Source organism: Tardiphaga sp. vice154, assembly GCF_007018645.1.
Lineage (GTDB): Bacteria > Pseudomonadota > Alphaproteobacteria > Rhizobiales > Xanthobacteraceae > Tardiphaga.
In genome coordinates, this window is sequence record NZ_CP041399.1 from 4,019,950 (window position 1) to 4,037,117 (window position 17,168).

Sequence of the window (17,168 nt, forward strand, 5' to 3'; positions counted from 1 at the left end):
CGGGGCTCCCCTGCTCGAGGTCGCGGACCTCCACGCTTATTATGGCAAGAGCCATATCCTGCAGGGCGTCGATCTGCGCATCAGCGCCGGCGAGGTGGTCAGCCTGCTGGGGCGCAACGGCGTCGGCCGCTCCACCACCGTCAAGGCGATCATGGGCGAGGTGCCGCCGCACGGGTCGATCCGCTTCAAGGACAAGGACATCGCCGGCCTGCCGAGCTACCGGATCGCGCATCTCGGGCTCGGCTATGTGCCGGAGCATCGCGACATCTTTCCCGGCCTGACGGTACGACAGAACCTGATGCTCGGCATCAAGGACCCGAAGAAGCCCGGCAAGTGGAAGCTGCAGGACATGCTCGACATGTTCCCCAATCTTGCGGCACGCGCCGACACCGCGGCCGGCGTAATGTCCGGCGGCGAGAAGCAGATGCTGACGATCTGCCGCACCCTGATGGGCGATCCCGATCTGGTGATGATCGACGAGCCGACCGAGGGTCTGGCGCCCATCATCGTGCAGCAGGTTGGCGATCTCCTGGCCGAGATCGCGCGGCGCGGTGTGGCCATCCTTCTGGTCGAGCAGAAGCTGTCGATCGCGATGCGGATCTCTCACCGCGTCTATGTGATGGGCCATGGCCGCATCGTGTTCGAAGGCACGCCGGCGGATCTGAAAGCCAATGACGCCGTGCGCAAGGAATGGCTGGAGGTGTGACTGATACCGCTGTCATTCCGGGGCGGGGGCAGCGCGAGCTGCGACCGAACCCGGAACCTCGAAATGTTCAGCGCAAAACATCCCGGGATTCCGGGTTCGCGTTCGGCTGACGCCGCCCGCGTCCCGGAACGACAGCCCAATCATTAGTCGAATAGGCAGGACGGCTGGCCGGTGTAGGCTCAGGCAACCAACAGAGCGCCTAAGCGCCGTTGTAGGGAGGATCGAGCGTGGAACACGCTTTGGAAGTGCGCGGGGTGTCCCTGCGCTTCGGTGGCGTCCGGGCGCTCACCGAGGTGAGCTTTGCCGTGCGCCCCGGCGAGCTGTTCTCGATCATCGGCCCGAACGGCGCCGGCAAGACCTCGATCGTCAACTGCATCTCCGGCCGCTACCGCCCGACCGAAGGCCAGCTCTTCTACCGCGGCCGCGATATCACCGACCTCAAGCCCAATGCGCGACCCGGCCTCGGCATCGGCCGCACCTTCCAGAACCTCGCTCTGTTTCACCACATGACCGTGCTCGACAACATCATGGTCGGCCGCCACCACCTCCTGAAGAACAACTTCCTCACCGGCTCGCTGTACTGGCTGACCGGCGCCCGCCAGGAGGAGCTGGAGCATCGCCGCAAGGTCGAGGAGATTATCGACTTCCTCGACCTGCAGAGCGTGCGCAAGGCCACCGCCGGCACCCTGCCCTATGGCCTGCGCAAGCGCGTCGAACTGGCGCGCGCGATGGCGCTCGAGCCTAACCTCATCCTGCTCGACGAGCCGATGGCCGGCATGAACTTCGAGGAGAAGGAGGACATGGCGCGCTACATCGTCGATCTCAACGAGGAGTTCGGCATGACGGTGATGATGATCGAGCACGACATGGGCGTGGTGATGGACATCTCGCACCGGGTCATGGTGCTGGATTTCGGCCGCATGATCGCCGAGGGCGATCCGGCCTCCGTGCTCGCCGATCCCCACGTCAAGCGCGCTTATCTCGGCGAGGAAGACGAGTTGCTGGTCGATCCCGACGATACGCCGGTTGCGGAGAGCGCCGCATGATGGATTACGCCGGACGCGTCGCACAGGCCGACACCTATCCGAAGCTGCTGCGGCTGAACGCCCGCGAGCATGGCACCGACATCGCGCTTCGCGAAAAGGACTTTGGCCTGTGGCGCGTCTTCACCTGGGATGACTACCAGGCGCGGGTAAGAGATTTTGCGCTCGGCATGGTCGAGCTTGGAATCGCCAGAGGCGATGTGGTCGGCATCATCGGCGACAACCGGCCGGACTGGGTCAGCGCGGAGATCGCCGCGCATGCAGTCGGCGCGATGAGCCTCGGTCTTTACCGCGACGTGCTCGACGAGGAAGCCGCCTATCTCCTGAACTACGGCGAGGCGAGAATCGTATTCGCCGAGGATGAGGAGCAGGTCGATAAATTGCTGGCGCTCGGCGACCGCGTGCCCCTGCTACGCCACATCGTCTACTCCGATCCGCGCGGCATGCGGAAATATGACGATCCCCGCCTGCTCGAAGCCGACAGACTGGCAAAAATGGGCCGCGACCGCGCCGCGCGTGAGCCGGACCTCTACGATCGCATGGTCGATTCGACCCGCGGCGAGGACGTCGCCATCCTCTGCACCACGTCGGGCACCACCTCGCATCCGAAGCTGGCGATGCTCGCGGCCGGGCGCGTGCTCGGCCATTGCGCGGTCTATCTGGCTTTCGACCCCAAGGATTCCTCCGACGAATATGTCTCGGTGCTGCCGCTGCCGTGGATCATGGAGCAGGTCTATGCGCTCGGCAAAGGGCTGCTCGCCCGGATGAAGGTCAATTTCGTCGAGCAATCCGACACGATGATGAACGACTTCCGCGAGATCGCGCCGACCTTCGTGCTGTTCGCGCCGCGCGTCTGGGAGGGCATCGCCGCCGACGTCCGTGCCCGCGTGATGGATTCCTCGCCGCTGAAGCAGCAGCTATACGAGGTCGGCATGAAGGCCGGCCTGGCGGCACTGGCCGACGGCAAGAAATCCGCTGTCGCCGATCTCATCCTGTTCCGCGCGCTACGTGATCGCCTCGGCTTCACGCGGCTGCGCTCGGCAGCGACCGGCGGCGCGGCGTTGGGGCCCGACACCTTCAAGTTCTTCCGCGCCATGGGCGTGCCGCTGCGCACCTTGTACGGCCAGACCGAGACACTTGGCGCCTTCACGCTGCACAACGCCGGCGCCGTCGATCCCGACACCACCGGCGTCGCAATGGGCGACAGCATCCGGATCGAGATCCGCGAACCTGACGTGCACGGCGTCGGCGAGATCGTGGTCCAGCACCCCAACATGTTCCTCGGCTATTACAAGGCGCCGGAAGCCTCCGCCGCCGATCTCCGCGACGGCTGGATGCATTCCGGCGATGCCGGCTATTTCAACGATGCGAAACAGCTCGTGGTGATCGACCGCATCAAGGACCTCGCCCAGACCGCGCGCGGCGAACGCTTCTCGCCGCAATATATCGAGAACAAGCTGAAGTTTTCACCGTACATTGCCGAGACGGTCGTGCTGGGGGACCAGCGCGACGTGCTGGCCGCCATGATCTGCATCCGCTTCTCGATCATTTCGAAATGGGCGGAAAAGAACCGGATTTCCTTCACCACCTACACCGATCTCGCCTCGCGCCCGGAAGTCTACGCGCTGATCCGCAAGGAGGTCGAAATCGTCAACGCGACGCTGCCGCCGGCGCAGCGCATCGCCAAGTTCCTGCTGCTGTACAAGGAACTCGACGCCGACGACGGCGAGCTGACCCGCACCCGAAAAGTCCGCCGCAGCGTCATCAACGAGAAATACGCCGATATCATCGACGGCATCTATGGCGGCGCGCGGGATATCCCGGTCGACACCGTGATCCGCTTCCAGGACGGCACCACGCAACGCATCCGGACCACGCTGCTGGTGATCGACCTGGCGCGGGATGTCGCGATGGAGGCGGCGGAATGAAGCTGTCTCTTAGTCAGCGCTCTGCTCGCGCAGCGGCTAATATCTGTCCCCTCTCCCCTCGTGGGAGAGGGGAGCACCGGCAGTCGTCCCGACCTCGCTCGGGAGAGGGGGGGTCGCACACTCCGTCCTTGGTTGAGGCTCCCCCTCTCCCGTCCGCGCTGCGCGCGGCCACCCTCTCCCACCAGGCTTCGCTGCGCTACGCCCGGGGGAGAGGGGATCCCCACATATTGTTCGCGTGTGACCCATCATGAACACCGCCCTGCTCCTCCAGCTTCTCGTCAATGGCCTCGTGGTCGGCACGCTGTATGGCGTGGTCGCGATGTCGTTCGTGCTGATCTACAAGGCCACCCAGGTCGTCAACTTCGCGCAGGGCGAGCTGCTCCTGATCGGCGCCTGGGTGTGCTGGACGCTGCTGACAAAGTATCAGGTGCCGTTCTGGATGGGCATGCCGATGACGCTCATCTTCATGTTCGCCTTCGGCATCATGATCCAGATCGTGATCCTGCGCCCGATGATCGGCGAGCCGATCATCTCGGTGATCATGGTGACCATCGCGCTGTCCACCGTATTCCAGGCGTCGCTGAAATGGATCTACGGCGTCAGCCCGCAGCCGTTTCCCCGCGTCTTCACCAGCCAGTCCGTCAACTTCGCCGGGCTGCAGATCCAGACCGTCTATGTCATGAGCCTCGTGGTCTCCGTGCTGATGATGATCGGCATGGCGTGGTTCTTTAAGGTGTCGAAATGGGGCCTGGCGATGCGCGCCACCGCGTTCAACCAGCAGGTCGCGCAGTCGCTCGGCATCTCCGTGAAGACCGTGTTCGCCATGGCTTGGGCGATCTCGGCGATGGTCTCGGCGGTCGCCGGCGTGGTCGTCGCCGTGGTCAACGGCGTCTCGTCGGGTCTATCGATCTACGGCATCAAGGTGTTTCCGGCGGCGATCCTCGGCGGGCTCGATTCCGTCGGCGGCGCCGTGATCGGCGGCATCATCATCGGCGTACTGGAGAATGTCGCGCAGTTCGTCGATTCGGAATATCTGCACTGGGGCAATCTCTATGAGATCGCGCCGTTCTACGTGCTCATCATCATCCTGATGATCAAGCCTTACGGCCTGTTCGGCACCAAAGACATCGAGCGGGTATAGGAATTATGGCAAGCCCGTCCCTCATCCCCGCCGGCGACTACCGCACCACCTATGCGGCGGACACCACGATTTTCCCGACCCGCGCCAGCCGCAACGCCGCGATCCTCGGCATCGTCGCGATCTGCTTCGCGCCGCTGCTGTTCAACGAATACTGGCTCTCAGTGCTGATCCAGATCGGCATCTACGGCATCGCCGCGCTCGGGCTCAACATCCTGGTCGGCTTCACCGGCCAGATCTCGATCGGCCATGCCGCTTTCTTCCTGCTCGGCGCCTTCACCTCGGCCTATATCTCCAACAAATTTCCGGTGCCGGTGTTCTTCTCGATTCCGCTGGCAGGCATCGTCACTGCGATCATCGGCCTGATCTTCGGCCTGCCGGCAGCGCGGCTGAAGGGTCTGTATCTCGTCATCGCGACGCTGGCCGCGCAATATATCCTGCTGGATTTCTTCTCGCGCGCCGAATGGTTTTCCGGCGGCTCGGTGCCGGCGATGGCCAATCCGTTCTCGATCTTCGGCTATACGCTGCGCGGCGACCGGCAGTACTTTTATGTCGTGCTGGCCTATCTGGTGGCGAGCTATCTCTTGGTCACCAATCTGATGCGCTCACGCGATGGCCGCGCGCTGGTAGCGATCCGCGACCATTATCTCTCCGCCGAGATCATGGGCATCAATCTGACCAAATACCGCACGCTGTCGTTCGGCCTCGCCGCCTTCTTCGCCGGCATTGCGGGGGCGCTCTATGCCCATTACCAGCTCGTCGTTTCCAACGAAGGTTTCGGTATCGAGCGCTCGATCCTGTTTCTGGCGATGGTGATCATCGGCGGCACCGGCTCGATCATGGGCACCTTGATGGGCACGGCCTTCGTGGTGCTGCTGCCGGAATCGATGGAGTGGATCGCGGCCGAGATGAAGGGCGGCGCCATCGACCGCGCGCTGCAGCTCAACAACAACATCACCTTCCTGCGCGAGATCGCGATCGGGCTGATCATCATCGCCTTCCTGATCTTCGAGCCGGACGGGCTCGCCCACCGCTGGCGACAGATCAAGACCTACTGGAAACTGTACCCGTTTTCGCATTGAGGTTGGGACGGGACTGGGTAGACTGAGGCCATAACAAAAAACCACAGGGAGAAGGCTCATGACGATCAAATCATTGTTGAGTACTGCATCCATTGCCGTTCTGCTCGGCACCGCGAGCGTTAGCGCGCAGGCGCAGATCGCGCTCGGCCACCTCGCCGATTATTCCGGCGGCACCTCGGACGTCGGCACGCCCTATGGCCAGGGCGTGGCGGACACCTTTGCCTGGATCAACAAGAATGGCGGCATCGGCGGCAAGCAGGTCAATCTCGACACCAACGACTACGGCTATCAGGTGCCGCGCGCCATCGCGCTGTACAAGAAATGGTCGGGCGCCGACAAGGTCGCCGGAATCATGGGCTGGGGCACCGCAGACACCGAAGCGCTGACCGGCTTTCTGGCGCAGGACAAGATCCCGGATATTTCCGGCTCCTACTCCGCGGCGCTGACCGACCCGACCGGCGCCGGCGGCAAGGCCAAGCCCGCGCCGTATAATTTCTTCTACGGCCCGTCCTATTCGGACGCGCTGCGCGCCGAACTGACCTGGGCGGCCGAGGACTGGAAGGCGAAGGGCAAGACCGGCAAGCCGAAATTCGTCCACATGGGCGCCAACCACCCCTACCCCAACGCGCCGAAGGCCGCGGGCGAAGCGATCGCTGTCGAGCTCGGCTTCGAGGTGCTGCCGCCGCTGGTGTTCGCGCTGGCGCCGGGCGACTACTCCGCGCAATGCCTGAGCCTGAAGAGCGCGGGCGCCAACTACGCCTACCTCGGCAATACCGCGGCCTCCAACATCTCGGTGATGAAGGCCTGCAAATCGGCCGGCGTCGATATCCAGTTCATGAGCAATGTCTGGGGCATGGACGAGAACGCTGCCAAGGCCGCGGGCGACGCCGCCGACGGCGTCATCTTCCCGCTGCGCACCGCGGTGAGCTGGGGCGGCAATGCGCCGGGCATGAAGACCGTGATGGAGATCTCCAAGATTTCCGATCCCACCGGCAAGATCTATCGCCCGGTGCACTACGTCGCCGCGGTCTGCACGTCGTTGTACATGAAGGAAGCGATCGAATGGGCCGCCAAGAACGGCGGCGCCACCGGCGAGAACGTCGCCAAGGGCTTCTACCAGAAGAAGGACTGGGTACCGGCCGGCATGGAAGGCGTCTGCAATCCCTCGACCTGGACCGACAAGGACCACCGCCCGACCACCAAGGTCGACCTGTATCGCTCGAAAGTATCCGGCGCGACCGATGGTGATCTCAACGATTTGATGGCCAAGGGCACCATCAAGCTGGAGAAGGTGAAGACCGTGGATCTACCGCGCAAGCCGGAATGGCACGGCTGGTAATCTAGCGACGACGCCTCGTTCTTGCTTCCCTCTCCCCTTGTGGGAGAGGGTGGATCGACCGCGAAGCGGTCGAGACGGGTGAGGGGTAGCCACGAACTCCTAGCCTAACATTACCCCTCATCCGACGCGGCTACGCCGCGCCACCTTCTCCCACAAGGGGAGAAGGAAGAAGGCAAGTGCTCCAACCCTTCGGAGTCTGTTCTGTGCAAACTATACTTCAATCCGACGCGAAGATTGCGGCGACAGCTACGGCCATCGCCCCACTGCTCTCCGTCCGCAACATCGAAGTCGTCTACGATGACGTCATCCTCGTACTGCGCGGGCTCAGCATGGAGGTGCCGAAGGGCGCCATCGTGGCCTTGCTTGGCGCCAACGGCGCCGGCAAGTCGACCACGCTGAAGGCGATCTCCGGGCTGTTGAAAACGGAAGACGGCGAGGTCACGCGCGGCGAGATCGTGTTCGATGGCGAGCGCATCCACGGCATCGATCCCGACAAGATCGTTCGCCGCGGTATTTTTCAGGTGATGGAGGGCCGCCGCATCGTCTCCGACATGACCTCGCTGGAAAACCTACGGCTTGGCGCCTTCACCCGCCGCGACAACGAGGTCGGCCAGGACATCGAAATGGTCTACGATTACTTCCCGCGGCTGAAGGAGCGCACGGGCCTTGCCGGCTATCTCTCCGGCGGCGAGCAGCAGATGCTGGCGATCGGCCGCGCGCTGATGGCGCGGCCAAAGATGATCCTGATGGACGAGCCGTCGATGGGCCTGTCGCCGCTCTTGGTGAAGGAGGTGTTCGCCATCATCCAGAAGATCAATCGCGACCTCGGCGTCACCATCCTGCTGGTCGAACAGAACGCCCGCGCCGCGCTGTCGGTGGCCAGCCATGGCTACATCATGGAACAGGGTAAGGTGGTGCTCGACGGCACCGCCGATGAATTGCGCGACAATGAAGACGTCAAGGAATTCTACCTCGGCGGCGCCGGCGACCAGCGCAAGAGTTTCAAGAATTTGAAAAGCTTCAAGCGCCGCAAGCGATGGCTGTAGACCGTCTGCCGCAAGCCGGACAAGATTGCGAATTGATCTGGCGTATGGCCACAGCGCAATAGAGGCCTAGCGTCAGTCGCACGCGCCTGCGCCCCGGCCGCGAAGGAACCCGATGCCCCACTTCGACACGCTCGAGAATTGCGATCCGTCGCACCGCCACGCCAATCTGTTCTCGCGGCTGCCCGAGGCGCTGCGCCATGCGATGCAGGCGCCGGCCTATGCGAAGCATCTGCAAGGCGTCAATCCCGCCGCGGTCGTCAACCGCGCCGCTCTGGCCAGACTGCCGATCCTGCGCAAGGCCGAGCTGCCGGCGCTGCACAAGGCCAGGCCGCCGTTCGGCGGCTTCGTCAACGGTCCGCCCGGCTCGTTCGGCCGGCTGTTTACCTCGCCGGGGCCGATCTATGAGCCGGAGTCGAAACACGTCGATCCGTGGCGCGGCGCACGCGCGCTCTACGCCGCAGGATTCCGGGCCGGCGACGTGGTGCTGAACACGTTCAGCTATCATCTGACGCCCGGCGGCTTCATCTTCGACAGTGCCGCGCGCGCGCTGGGCTGCGCGGTGATCCCGGCCGGCCCCGGCAATGTCGAGCAACAGCTCGAGCTGATCGAGGCCTACCGCCCGGTCGCCTATACCGGCACGCCGGATTTCCTGAAAATCCTGCTCGACGGCGGCAAGGCCGCGAAGCGCGACGTATCCTCGATCAAGCGCGCGATCGTATCCGGCGCGGCATTTCCGGCGTCGCTGCAGGACGAGATCCGGTCGCGCGGCATCGATGCCTACCAGGCCTTCGCCACCGCCGACCTCGGCTTCATCGCCTATGAGAGCTCCGCCCGCGACGGCATGATCGTCAATGAGGACCTGATCCTCGAGATCGTCAGGCCCGGCACCGGCGATCCCGTGCCCGATGGCGACGTCGGCGAGATCGTGGTGACCTCGCTGGACCCGCATCACGCCTGGATCCGGCTGGCGCTCGGCGACCTCTCGGCCACTCTGCCCGGTCACAGCCCGTGCGGCCGCAGCAATATGCGGATCCGGGGCTGGATGGGCCGTGCCGACCAGACCACCAAGGTCAAGGGCATGTTCGTGCGCCCTGAACAGGTGGCCGAGATCGGCCAGCGGCACCCGGAACTCGGCCGGCTCCGGCTGGTGGTGTCGCGCATCGGGGAGAACGACGCCATGGCGCTGAAGGCAGAGACGGCCAGCCCGGACGCCGGGCTGCAGGAAGCGGTCACCGCCACGCTGCGTTCGGTCAGCAAGCTCGGCGGCACCGTCGAACTGGTGGAGCCGGGCTCGTTGCCCAATGACGGCAAGGTGATCGCCGACGAGCGCGGCATTGCACCATAAAAAGCCGGACTTGCCCGGCCGATCCTGCTAAGGACCGGCTCTGACCACGAGTCCCACTGCCCATGACGCTGTTTTTGCCCAGAATTGTCGACACCTGGCTGGCCCGGCCGATGGTGGCGAAGATGATCAGCTTCGGCGTGATCGGCCTCGGCAACACGGTGGTCGACCTCGCCATCTTCAGCCTGGCCTATTCGGTGTTGAATCTGCCGCTGGTGCCGTCCAACGTGCTGGCCTGGCTGGTGGCGGTGTCATGTTCCTACGTGATGAACACAATGATCACCTTCCGCGCCGAATCCGGCCGGGTGCTGCGCCGTAAGGACTATTTCAGTTTCGTGGCCTCCGGCATCCTCGGCGTGATCGCCACCACGACGACGCTGGTCGTGCTGTCGAACTTCATGCCGGTGCTCTATGCTAAGCTGCTCGCGATCCTCGTCAGCTTCGTCGTCAATTTCACGATGTCGCACTTTGTGGTGTTCCGGCAGAAGCTGCCCGACCCGCCCCTCTAACGGTCAGGATCTTCCGGAACCGTCGGGACACCAGGAACACGATGGTCAGCACCACGGTCGCGGCAATGGCCATCATCCACAGGCTGAGCGGGAGCTCGCCGTCGTCGAGCAGAATGGCCCGGCCGGAGGCACCGATCCAAGTGTAGAGCAGGATCTGCGGCAGCGTGAAGATAAGCGTGATCAGCGCATAGGGCACGAGGCCAATACGGGTCAGCCCAAACAGATAATTCTGCACGCAATTCGGCGCCGGCCCCCAGAACCGCATCAAGGCGGCGATCCGCCAGCCCTCGTCGTCGATGGCCTGGGCCAGCACGCCCCATAGCGGCTTCTTGCCAGTCTGGGCATCGACCCAGCCGCGCAACACGCCGCGTGCCAGCAGGAAGGCGAGGATGCAGCCCAGCGTGGTGCTGGGCACGATCACCCACAGCGCCTGCAGGCCGAAGGCGGCTCCGGAGCCGAGTACCAGAAAGGTACGCGGCATCGGCACGAACGCCGCCACGACGAACACTGCAGCCAGCACAGCGGCCGCAGCAGCATCGAGCTGGCCAAAGCTCTCCAGCCAGCGGACAATGGCCTCGGAATTCATGACGCCCTGCCTGCGGGAGGATACATCTAACCGAGCACCCGGTCGGCTTCGGCGACGGCGCACAGCACATGGTAGAACGACGACGCCGGGATGGCCTCCACCAGCGAACGGCCCTCGGCATCGAACTGGTCGTACCAGCCGCCCTTCACGGGATGCGACAAGTATAGCGTCTGCAGCCGCACCAACGCAGCGCGCGCCTCGTCGGCCGCGCCGGCTTCACCGGCTTCGGCCTGGGCGATCCACGCCTTGGCGATCTCGGTCTGAGGCCAACAGCGCCGGCTCGCCTTGTGGATCTGGCCCGCGGCATCGCCCTCATCAACCAGGCAGCCAGTTGCGTCGCGGAACCTCAGTGCCGAGGCAAGCAGCTCGCCGCGATGACGCTTGGTCGGGCACCCGGTGATGCGCTCGAATCCCTTCAGGAGCCAGACCCATTCGGCCTGATGGCCGGGCTCGACCGAGACCGGTTCGATGCGCGACCAGTCCTGCTCGAAATACTCCCCGAGCACCTGCTTCCTGCCGTCATAAAGACTGGTGATGAAAAGCCCGAACAGGTCGCCGGCGCGAGCCTGGAACGCCTGGTCGTGGGTCGCATCGAAACAGGCGATCAGCGCCTCGAAGACATGCATCTGCGGGTTTTGCCGGCGCGGCAGCGAGGCCGGCACACCTTCCGCATAGCCGCCGTCCGGCGAGCGCAATTCGCTGTCGAAAAACGCCATCAGCGAATCGATCTCGGCGCGGATCTGCGGGTCCTGATCGAGCTGATAGAGCGCTGCGAGCGCCAGCAAGACGAAAGCGTGGTCGTAGGTATCGCGCAGCGGGTTCAGCACGCTGCCATCGGGCGCCAGCAGGTGCACGAAGCCGGGCTTGCCGTCGGGGGATTTGGCTTTGGAAAGCAAATATTCCAGGCCCTTACGGGCGATCTCCGCGCCTTGCGGATACCAGCCGAGCTGAGCGGCTTTAGCATAGCAATAAATCTGCCGGGCCTGGACGCGTACGCGGCGGGAGGCAGTGCGATCGGCCCGACCGGAGATGTCCAGCCGTTCGACAAAGCCACCTTTGTCATGGTCCCAGCCTTCTGTGGACCAAAGCGGCAGGCAATGATCTATCATTTGAGATTTCAAAGACTTAACGACGTAAGCGCCATCTAAGTGAACAGCTGTCGCTGCGCTGCGGCTTTCAAGCATGTCAATCCCGTATCGCTATGAAGATCGTATTCTCTTCTATCATGTGCCGAAGTGATCGACCTATACCGGCCTAACCATAAATTGGGTTCGTTCTGCCAAACAAAAAGATCAACAACGGCTGTGAAATAGGACCAAAATCCATCTAAGATCTTTATTAGGATCCAGCGCCTTCATGATTATGGATGCTCAACTTGACGCTTAAGCGACGCCAGATGCTGGCATCAATTGCCGTAGCGCCCTTGCACGACGCGAAAACGCCCGCCGCTCGTAACGATCTAATATCTCGTTGCTGGGGAGTTCAATTTTAACAGCGGAGCTGTCGCCCTCGCCCTGCGAGAGGTCTTTTGAGAGCATCGCCCGGTATTCTCGGATACGGAGAATTTCCAGTTGTGCAATAGCGGCTTCAATGGCGTGCGACTTATATTTACTACTGCCATTCGGCAACAGCAACTTTGCTAGCGCGTTTACCCGCTCGTCAATATTTGGATGCGTTGCAATGTTAATAGATAGCCCATGCTTCACGGCATTGCGCTTGCTGGCGCTTTTGCCTCGCAACGACTTCGGGCCAGTACTGGCTTTCGAGTTGAGGCGGTTGGCCTTCAGTTGCCGATCTGTGGCCATGACGCTTATTCAGCGGCCTCACTAAACTCGCCATCAATCACATCCAGCGGCGCGTTTCTGAGCGCTCGCGCGAACGCTTCGTCGCATCGTTCAATTTCGCGCATGATGGCCGATCGACGCCGCTCGCAGCTCTCAATTCGCTTATCGAAAGACTCGATCTGCGATGCCGCCGCAATGTATGTTTTTGCCAGAATCTCGGAATCACGATAACCACGTGCAGCGAGCCTTGCCTCGATCTCTTTGCGGGCCTTGTAGTCACTTCCCCATAGCTGCGCTTCATCAGCGGCCGAAAAAACACGATACATTGCGGGAGCGGTACCGCTCGAATTTCCAGACGAACCGGCAGAGGTTGGATCGCCAGGTGGAACGTCCTGGCTCGGATCATCATAAGTATCTTTGAGCAACTTCAGGATGATATTTTTCTGATGCAACTTGATAACATCGTCTTTGATCCGTCGTTCACGTCGGATCTGCCAGGTTAAATCGACGACGTCGCGGACATAAATCCACTGAATGGCGTTCCTCGGAGAAACAGATTCAGCCAGAGCCTTGAACAGCTTGTTGTAGTCTTCAATCCGCTCCGTCCCAACGAGCGATGGGGCACGGAAGATATTTTCTAACGCTTTCGGGATAGGGTTAGATGGCTTCTTCGTCAGCGAACGTTTCATTTCCTTCCTCGCCCCAGCTTAATCATCTAACGTAAATGTTGCCGCTGCCCGAAATTGGGCAGCGCCCGAATTATCCACAGCATTAGTGAGGGTCAGCTATTTAGCGAACGCCTCGCTGTTAAGATAACGCGGGCACGTTCTGGAATGGGCATGAATATGCATTTGGCCGATTTGAACGAAGCGAAGCTCGAGATAAAGGGGCTTTCGACCCACATCTCAAGCCTGTGCTCATTGATCGAGGCTGCAAAGCCGCTCGCAAAAAATGAAACGGTTAAAGTCTACCAGTCGCTGATAACGCAATTGCGGGATTTACTAAAAAAATCGCGCATCTTTGCTATCCACATGTTTGAAAAACTGACGCTTCAGATAGATCGCATGTCGGAAGATAAGCTGCAGGATCTTTTTGCATTGTTGCCACTGATCGATGAATTAGAAAATTATCAGTCTCAAGCTAGCGAGACACTCCGATTGCACGATGAGGAAAAACGCAAAGCAGATCATCCCGAAGAGTCACAGAACCTAAAATCTATACGCGCAGCTATTGCGAAACTGGCTGCCGAGCAAACAGAGCGGGATAGAGAAAGGCGGTCGCGGCGACAATCTGGAGCCGGCCCACGCGAACGGCCTGAGTAAGCAATAAGTCGCGGTGACGGGAGATCAAGCTCGCTGCGGATGAACTGAGCTTTGTAATACTTATGATATCAAAGGCTACGTTTCCCAGATGAACGATTCCTAACAGCTCGCCAAACAACCCCGAAATCGAGCTATTTTCCTGTTTAATTGGCAGACTTGATGATGGTGTAGTTGCGTGATCGGCATCGCGCGTTGTCGCCTTTACGGCGACGCCGCTATGCGGCGAGCAGTTTTGAATGCGGATCAGGTTTTAGGCGGTCAGTTTCAACATTAAGTCGGCGGCGACGCCGCTGATGCTGCGGTGCTTGGTCTTGCGCCTCGTGCCGTTGCGTTTGGGCTATACTTGAATGCCCCGCGCATGCTGCCCTCCACAGATTCACTATCAAACTGAATCAGCAAATCAGCGCCGCTGCGAGGGTATTTCAACAGACTGCTAAAGATCAGCGCTCGACGAACTACGCAATCTTTCTTCGACTTAGGGAGCTGGCTTGCTTAGGCGGACACCCGCACCGCCGCCGTTCTCATCAATGAACTGGATGCCGAGCCGCTCAAGCGTGTTTTTCAAGATCGCGATAGAGCTTGATGAAATTCGTCGCCGGGATTTCTCAAAGTCGACGATAGTCGATAGTCCCATGGAAGAGTGTTTCGCAAGTTCCGGCTGGGTAAGTTCTAAAAGTGCGCGTGCAGCTCGGCATTGTGCAGGAGAGATAAAAACAACATTTTCTGTTGACAAAGCTTCCGCCTATGATTACCAACATAAAATGTTGATCTTTTTGATCATCACTTTTATAATGGAGGCGACGGTGCGAGCAAGTGATCTGAATGAGACCAAACAGCTTATCCGCCGGAATTTTATCGGGGGCTCCGACGCCCGGACTATCATGGGCGATGACCAGGCGAAGCTACTTCTGCTTTGGCAAGAGAAACGCGGAGAGCGGTCGGCCGAGGATCTCTCCGGCAATCTGATCGTCCAGCTCGGGACGGTCACCGAAGACCTCAATCGACGCTGGTTCGAGCGCAATACCGGTCACACCGTCAAAGACATGCAGCGGCGGGTTCAGCACGCCGTGCACAAATGGATGGCGGCGACCTTGGACGGCATGGTCGAACAGACCGGCGCAGTGTTCGAAGCCAAGTTCATGCTGCCCTGGACCTTTTCTGAGGAAGCAGCGGCCGATAAGCATATGGCGCAGCTTCAGCACAATATGTGGGTCACCAATGCCCGTTCGTCTGTGCTGTCGATCATCACCGGAGGAGGAAAATGGGTCGAGATGACGATCCTTGCAGACCCGCTATATCAACACCTCCTGCTAACAGCGGAAAAGAAGTTCTGGCAGTGCGTCCAGAGCGGCGAGCCGCCTCGCCTGTTTGGGGTTGAGACCCCTCGCCCGCGGCTGGAAGCGGTCCGGGTCGTCGATATGAGTGCCTCCAATAGTTGGGCTGAGTTTGCCAGCGTGTACCGGCGGACCCGTCCGGCCTTTCAGGAACATGAAGGCGCCAAAGCGGACCTCAAGAAGCTGGTGCCGGAGGACGCCAAGGAGGCGATTGGCCACGGCATTCGGGCCAAAAGGTCCAAGACCGGCGCAGTCAGCTTCGAACTGATGGATATGGAGGCAGCAGATGCACAGCTCCAGTGAGACGATCGGCGCCATCGCCTCGGCACTCGCCAAGGCTCAGGGCGACCTAAGCAACCCCGAGAAGGGCCTGACGGGCACCATCCGCTCACTGTTCCCCCAAGGTGCTGACCGCACCTTCCGGTACGCCTCGCTCGCAAGCGGGCTGGATATCGTCCGCAAGAGCCTGGGCCAGCAGGAGATTGCAACAATCCAGACCACAGCAATCGACCAAGACAGCGGGCAGATCCGACTGACGACCATGTTGGCGCATGCGTCCGGAGAGTGGATCTCGTCGATCTGGCCCGTCTGCTCGGTCAGCGAGACGGCTGCGCCCCACCGAATGGGTGCCGCCCTTACCTACGCGAGGCGATACGCGCTGTTTGCTCTGGTGGGCATAGCCGGCGAGGATGACCTCGATGCGCCGGACATTCTGAACGATACGCCACCGGCTGAGCATATCAAGCAGCCGGAGCCGCCCAGGAAAGCGGGCAAAGGCACCTTACATCGGCCACCGGTGCTGGATCCGGCGGCGTCAGGGGAGCTTCGCGACCAGCTTCTGGCCGAGATCTCTGCGTTGGCAGACGGCGAGGACCTAGCGCTTTGGGCACATCGGCGTCTGCCGGCGAAGAACACTTTGACTGAAGCTGATGCTCGTCTCGTAGAGGCAGCCTATCACACCCTACTGATTGACAGCCAGCAAGGCGATCTGGACAGGCCCGCGCCGGCCGCGCGGGTGGTTGAGGTCAATGCTTCATGTCCTGACGTCAGTTCGTTTCATGACGAACTGACCAACGCCCCTGTCTTGGTCTCAGACCCACCCCATAACCAGATGGTTACCCCGATGACCAAACCGGTCCGACGGCGCAATAAGGCGCATCTCGCCTATGTGGCCGAACAGCCTTGCTTAATCTGCAGGCGATTTCCTTGCGATGCCCACCATCTCAAGTTTGCCCAACCTAACACGCTCGGGCGCAAGGTCAGTGACGAGTTCACGGTGCCGTTGTGTCGTGATCACCATCACGATCTGCATCGCCAAGGCAATGAGATGGCGTGGTGGGCTGATCTGCAAATCACACCAACGACCATCGCGCGCGAACTTTGGCAGAGCAGCCCCATCCACGGCGAGCGAAAAAATCAAAACGGTCGCTCCCTATCGAAGCAAACACCTTCCGTCTCTTCTCTTTCTCCTGGACCGGCGGCAGCTGGCAGCACGATCGCGATTTCCAAATGACCACTCCTGTTCTCAACGAACCACAGATCGTTTGTCCGAAATGCAAGACGACTATCAAACTGACGGAATCATTGGCTGGCCCTTTAATCGCCCATACGGGCAAGCAGTTTGAGCAGAGGCTCGCAGACAAGCAATCTGAGTTCGCTAAGCGCGAAACAGAACTTCGCAAAGCCCAGACCATTCTCAAGAAAGCGCGTAACACGATCGATTATGACGTCGCCGAAAAGATAGAAGCCGAACGTAGGTCGATCGCGCTGACCAAAGCAAAGAAGGCCCGGCTCGCGGTGAGCGCTGATCTAAAAAACGGAACGCGCAGCTTGCCAGTTTGCAAAACGATCTAGAGGCCAACAACGCCAAGATTGCTGAAGCACAGCAGGCGCAAGCCGATGCGATCCGCAAGCACGCGGATTGGATGATCTGCAAAACCTCCGCCTGCCGTGAGATCGACAGGTCGTGCTCACGGTCGATTATCGTCTTGCGTTCAGCAATCCCGCCT

17 protein-coding genes are annotated in these 17,168 nt (G+C 61.1%); 13 read left to right on the forward strand and 4 right to left on the reverse strand.

Going from position 1 to position 17,168, the window contains the following annotated elements:
- Positions 1 to 10: 10 nt before the first annotated feature.
- The 9 genes from FIU28_RS18815 (at position 11) to FIU28_RS18855 (ending at position 10,133) form a co-directional block, all read left to right on the forward strand.
- Positions 11 to 706: an ABC transporter ATP-binding protein gene (locus FIU28_RS18815; protein ID WP_143576277.1), complete on the forward strand. Its 696-nt coding sequence runs from the start codon at positions 11 to 13 to the stop codon at positions 704 to 706.
- Positions 707 to 933: 227 nt separating this feature from the next.
- Positions 934 to 1,752: an ABC transporter ATP-binding protein gene (locus FIU28_RS18820; protein ID WP_143574704.1), complete on the forward strand. Its 819-nt coding sequence runs from the start codon at positions 934 to 936 to the stop codon at positions 1,750 to 1,752.
- Positions 1,749 to 3,677 carry a long-chain fatty acid--CoA ligase gene (locus FIU28_RS18825; protein ID WP_143574705.1) on the forward strand — a complete coding sequence of 643 codons (1,929 nt, stop codon included), beginning with the start codon at positions 1,749 to 1,751 and terminating at the stop codon, positions 3,675 to 3,677. The genes FIU28_RS18820 and FIU28_RS18825 overlap by 4 nt, the downstream gene beginning before the upstream one ends.
- 247 nt (positions 3,678 to 3,924) lie before the next feature.
- Complete coding sequence (locus FIU28_RS18830) at positions 3,925 to 4,818, forward strand: branched-chain amino acid ABC transporter permease (protein ID WP_143574706.1); 894 nt, start codon at positions 3,925 to 3,927, stop codon at positions 4,816 to 4,818.
- 5 nt (positions 4,819 to 4,823) lie between these two features.
- Positions 4,824 to 5,897, forward strand: coding sequence for a branched-chain amino acid ABC transporter permease (locus FIU28_RS18835; RefSeq protein ID WP_143574707.1), 1,074 nt, complete (start codon positions 4,824 to 4,826; stop codon positions 5,895 to 5,897).
- A gap of 58 nt (positions 5,898 to 5,955) precedes the next feature.
- Positions 5,956 to 7,236, forward strand: coding sequence for an ABC transporter substrate-binding protein (locus FIU28_RS18840; RefSeq protein WP_143574708.1), 1,281 nt, complete (start codon positions 5,956 to 5,958; stop codon positions 7,234 to 7,236).
- Positions 7,237 to 7,439: 203 nt separating this feature from the next.
- Positions 7,440 to 8,282 carry an ABC transporter ATP-binding protein gene (locus FIU28_RS18845; protein ID WP_143574709.1) on the forward strand — a complete coding sequence of 281 codons (843 nt, stop codon included), beginning with the start codon at positions 7,440 to 7,442 and terminating at the stop codon, positions 8,280 to 8,282.
- Positions 8,283 to 8,394: 112 nt separating this feature from the next.
- Positions 8,395 to 9,627, forward strand: a complete 1,233-nt coding sequence (locus FIU28_RS18850) for a phenylacetate--CoA ligase family protein (RefSeq protein ID WP_143574710.1) — start codon at positions 8,395 to 8,397, stop codon at positions 9,625 to 9,627.
- A gap of 62 nt (positions 9,628 to 9,689) precedes the next feature.
- Entirely contained in the window at positions 9,690 to 10,133 is a 444-nt protein-coding gene (locus FIU28_RS18855) for a GtrA family protein (protein WP_143574711.1), read from the forward strand.
- On the opposite strand, the gene FIU28_RS18860 is transcribed toward FIU28_RS18855, so the two are convergent.
- The 4 genes from FIU28_RS18860 to FIU28_RS18875 all read right to left on the reverse strand — a co-directional run bounded on the left by FIU28_RS18860 (position 10,078) and on the right by FIU28_RS18875 (position 13,192).
- Positions 10,078 to 10,719, reverse strand: coding sequence for a TVP38/TMEM64 family protein (locus FIU28_RS18860; RefSeq protein ID WP_143574712.1), 642 nt, complete (start codon positions 10,717 to 10,719; stop codon positions 10,078 to 10,080). The genes FIU28_RS18855 and FIU28_RS18860 overlap by 56 nt on opposite strands.
- Before the next feature lie 26 nt (positions 10,720 to 10,745).
- A complete protein-coding gene (locus FIU28_RS18865) occupies positions 10,746 to 11,903 on the reverse strand; it encodes an AGE family epimerase/isomerase (RefSeq protein ID WP_143574713.1) in 1,158 nt (385 codons plus the stop codon).
- A 198-nt stretch (positions 11,904 to 12,101) separates the two neighbouring features.
- A complete protein-coding gene (locus FIU28_RS18870; protein WP_143574714.1) occupies positions 12,102 to 12,524 on the reverse strand; it encodes a hypothetical protein in 423 nt (140 codons plus the stop codon).
- A gap of 5 nt (positions 12,525 to 12,529) precedes the next feature.
- Positions 12,530 to 13,192 (reverse strand): hypothetical protein, encoded by a 663-nt coding sequence (locus FIU28_RS18875; protein WP_143574715.1) that lies wholly within the window; start codon positions 13,190 to 13,192, stop codon positions 12,530 to 12,532.
- A gap of 150 nt (positions 13,193 to 13,342) precedes the next feature.
- Between FIU28_RS18875 and FIU28_RS18880 the strand changes: the two genes are divergently transcribed.
- The 4 genes from FIU28_RS18880 (at position 13,343) to FIU28_RS18900 (ending at position 17,013) form a co-directional block, all read left to right on the forward strand.
- Positions 13,343 to 13,825: a hypothetical protein gene (locus tag FIU28_RS18880; protein WP_143574716.1), complete on the forward strand. Its 483-nt coding sequence runs from the start codon at positions 13,343 to 13,345 to the stop codon at positions 13,823 to 13,825.
- Positions 13,826 to 14,616: 791 nt separating this feature from the next.
- Entirely contained in the window at positions 14,617 to 15,462 is an 846-nt protein-coding gene (locus tag FIU28_RS18890) for a YqaJ viral recombinase family nuclease (protein WP_143576279.1), read from the forward strand.
- Positions 15,446 to 16,672, forward strand: coding sequence for an ERF family protein (locus tag FIU28_RS18895; protein WP_143574717.1), 1,227 nt, complete (start codon positions 15,446 to 15,448; stop codon positions 16,670 to 16,672). Before FIU28_RS18890 ends, FIU28_RS18895 begins: the two co-directional genes overlap by 17 nt.
- Entirely contained in the window at positions 16,669 to 17,013 is a 345-nt protein-coding gene (locus FIU28_RS18900) for a hypothetical protein (RefSeq protein WP_143574718.1), read from the forward strand. The genes FIU28_RS18895 and FIU28_RS18900 overlap by 4 nt, the downstream gene beginning before the upstream one ends.
- Positions 17,014 to 17,168: the final 155 nt, after the last annotated feature.

Coding starts and splice junctions, on each gene's coding strand:
- FIU28_RS18850 (WP_143574710.1), top strand. CDS start 8,395: ATGCCCCACTTCGACACGCTCGAGAATTGCGATCCGTCGCACCGCCAC.
- FIU28_RS18890 (WP_143576279.1), top strand. CDS start 14,617: ATGGAGGCGACGGTGCGAGCAAGTGATCTGAATGAGACCAAACAGCTT.
- FIU28_RS18835 (WP_143574707.1), top strand. CDS start 4,824: ATGGCAAGCCCGTCCCTCATCCCCGCCGGCGACTACCGCACCACCTAT.
- FIU28_RS18855 (WP_143574711.1), top strand. CDS start 9,690: ATGACGCTGTTTTTGCCCAGAATTGTCGACACCTGGCTGGCCCGGCCG.
- FIU28_RS18900 (WP_143574718.1), top strand. CDS start 16,669: ATGACCACTCCTGTTCTCAACGAACCACAGATCGTTTGTCCGAAATGC.
- FIU28_RS18840 (WP_143574708.1), top strand. CDS start 5,956: ATGACGATCAAATCATTGTTGAGTACTGCATCCATTGCCGTTCTGCTC.
- FIU28_RS18830 (WP_143574706.1), top strand. CDS start 3,925: ATGAACACCGCCCTGCTCCTCCAGCTTCTCGTCAATGGCCTCGTGGTC.
- FIU28_RS18880 (WP_143574716.1), top strand. CDS start 13,343: ATGAATATGCATTTGGCCGATTTGAACGAAGCGAAGCTCGAGATAAAG.
- FIU28_RS18875 (WP_143574715.1), bottom strand. CDS start 13,192: ATGAAACGTTCGCTGACGAAGAAGCCATCTAACCCTATCCCGAAAGCG.
- FIU28_RS18870 (WP_143574714.1), bottom strand. CDS start 12,524: ATGGCCACAGATCGGCAACTGAAGGCCAACCGCCTCAACTCGAAAGCC.
- FIU28_RS18865 (WP_143574713.1), bottom strand. CDS start 11,903: ATGCTTGAAAGCCGCAGCGCAGCGACAGCTGTTCACTTAGATGGCGCT.
- FIU28_RS18825 (WP_143574705.1), top strand. CDS start 1,749: ATGATGGATTACGCCGGACGCGTCGCACAGGCCGACACCTATCCGAAG.
- FIU28_RS18860 (WP_143574712.1), bottom strand. CDS start 10,719: ATGAATTCCGAGGCCATTGTCCGCTGGCTGGAGAGCTTTGGCCAGCTC.
- FIU28_RS18895 (WP_143574717.1), top strand. CDS start 15,446: ATGCACAGCTCCAGTGAGACGATCGGCGCCATCGCCTCGGCACTCGCC.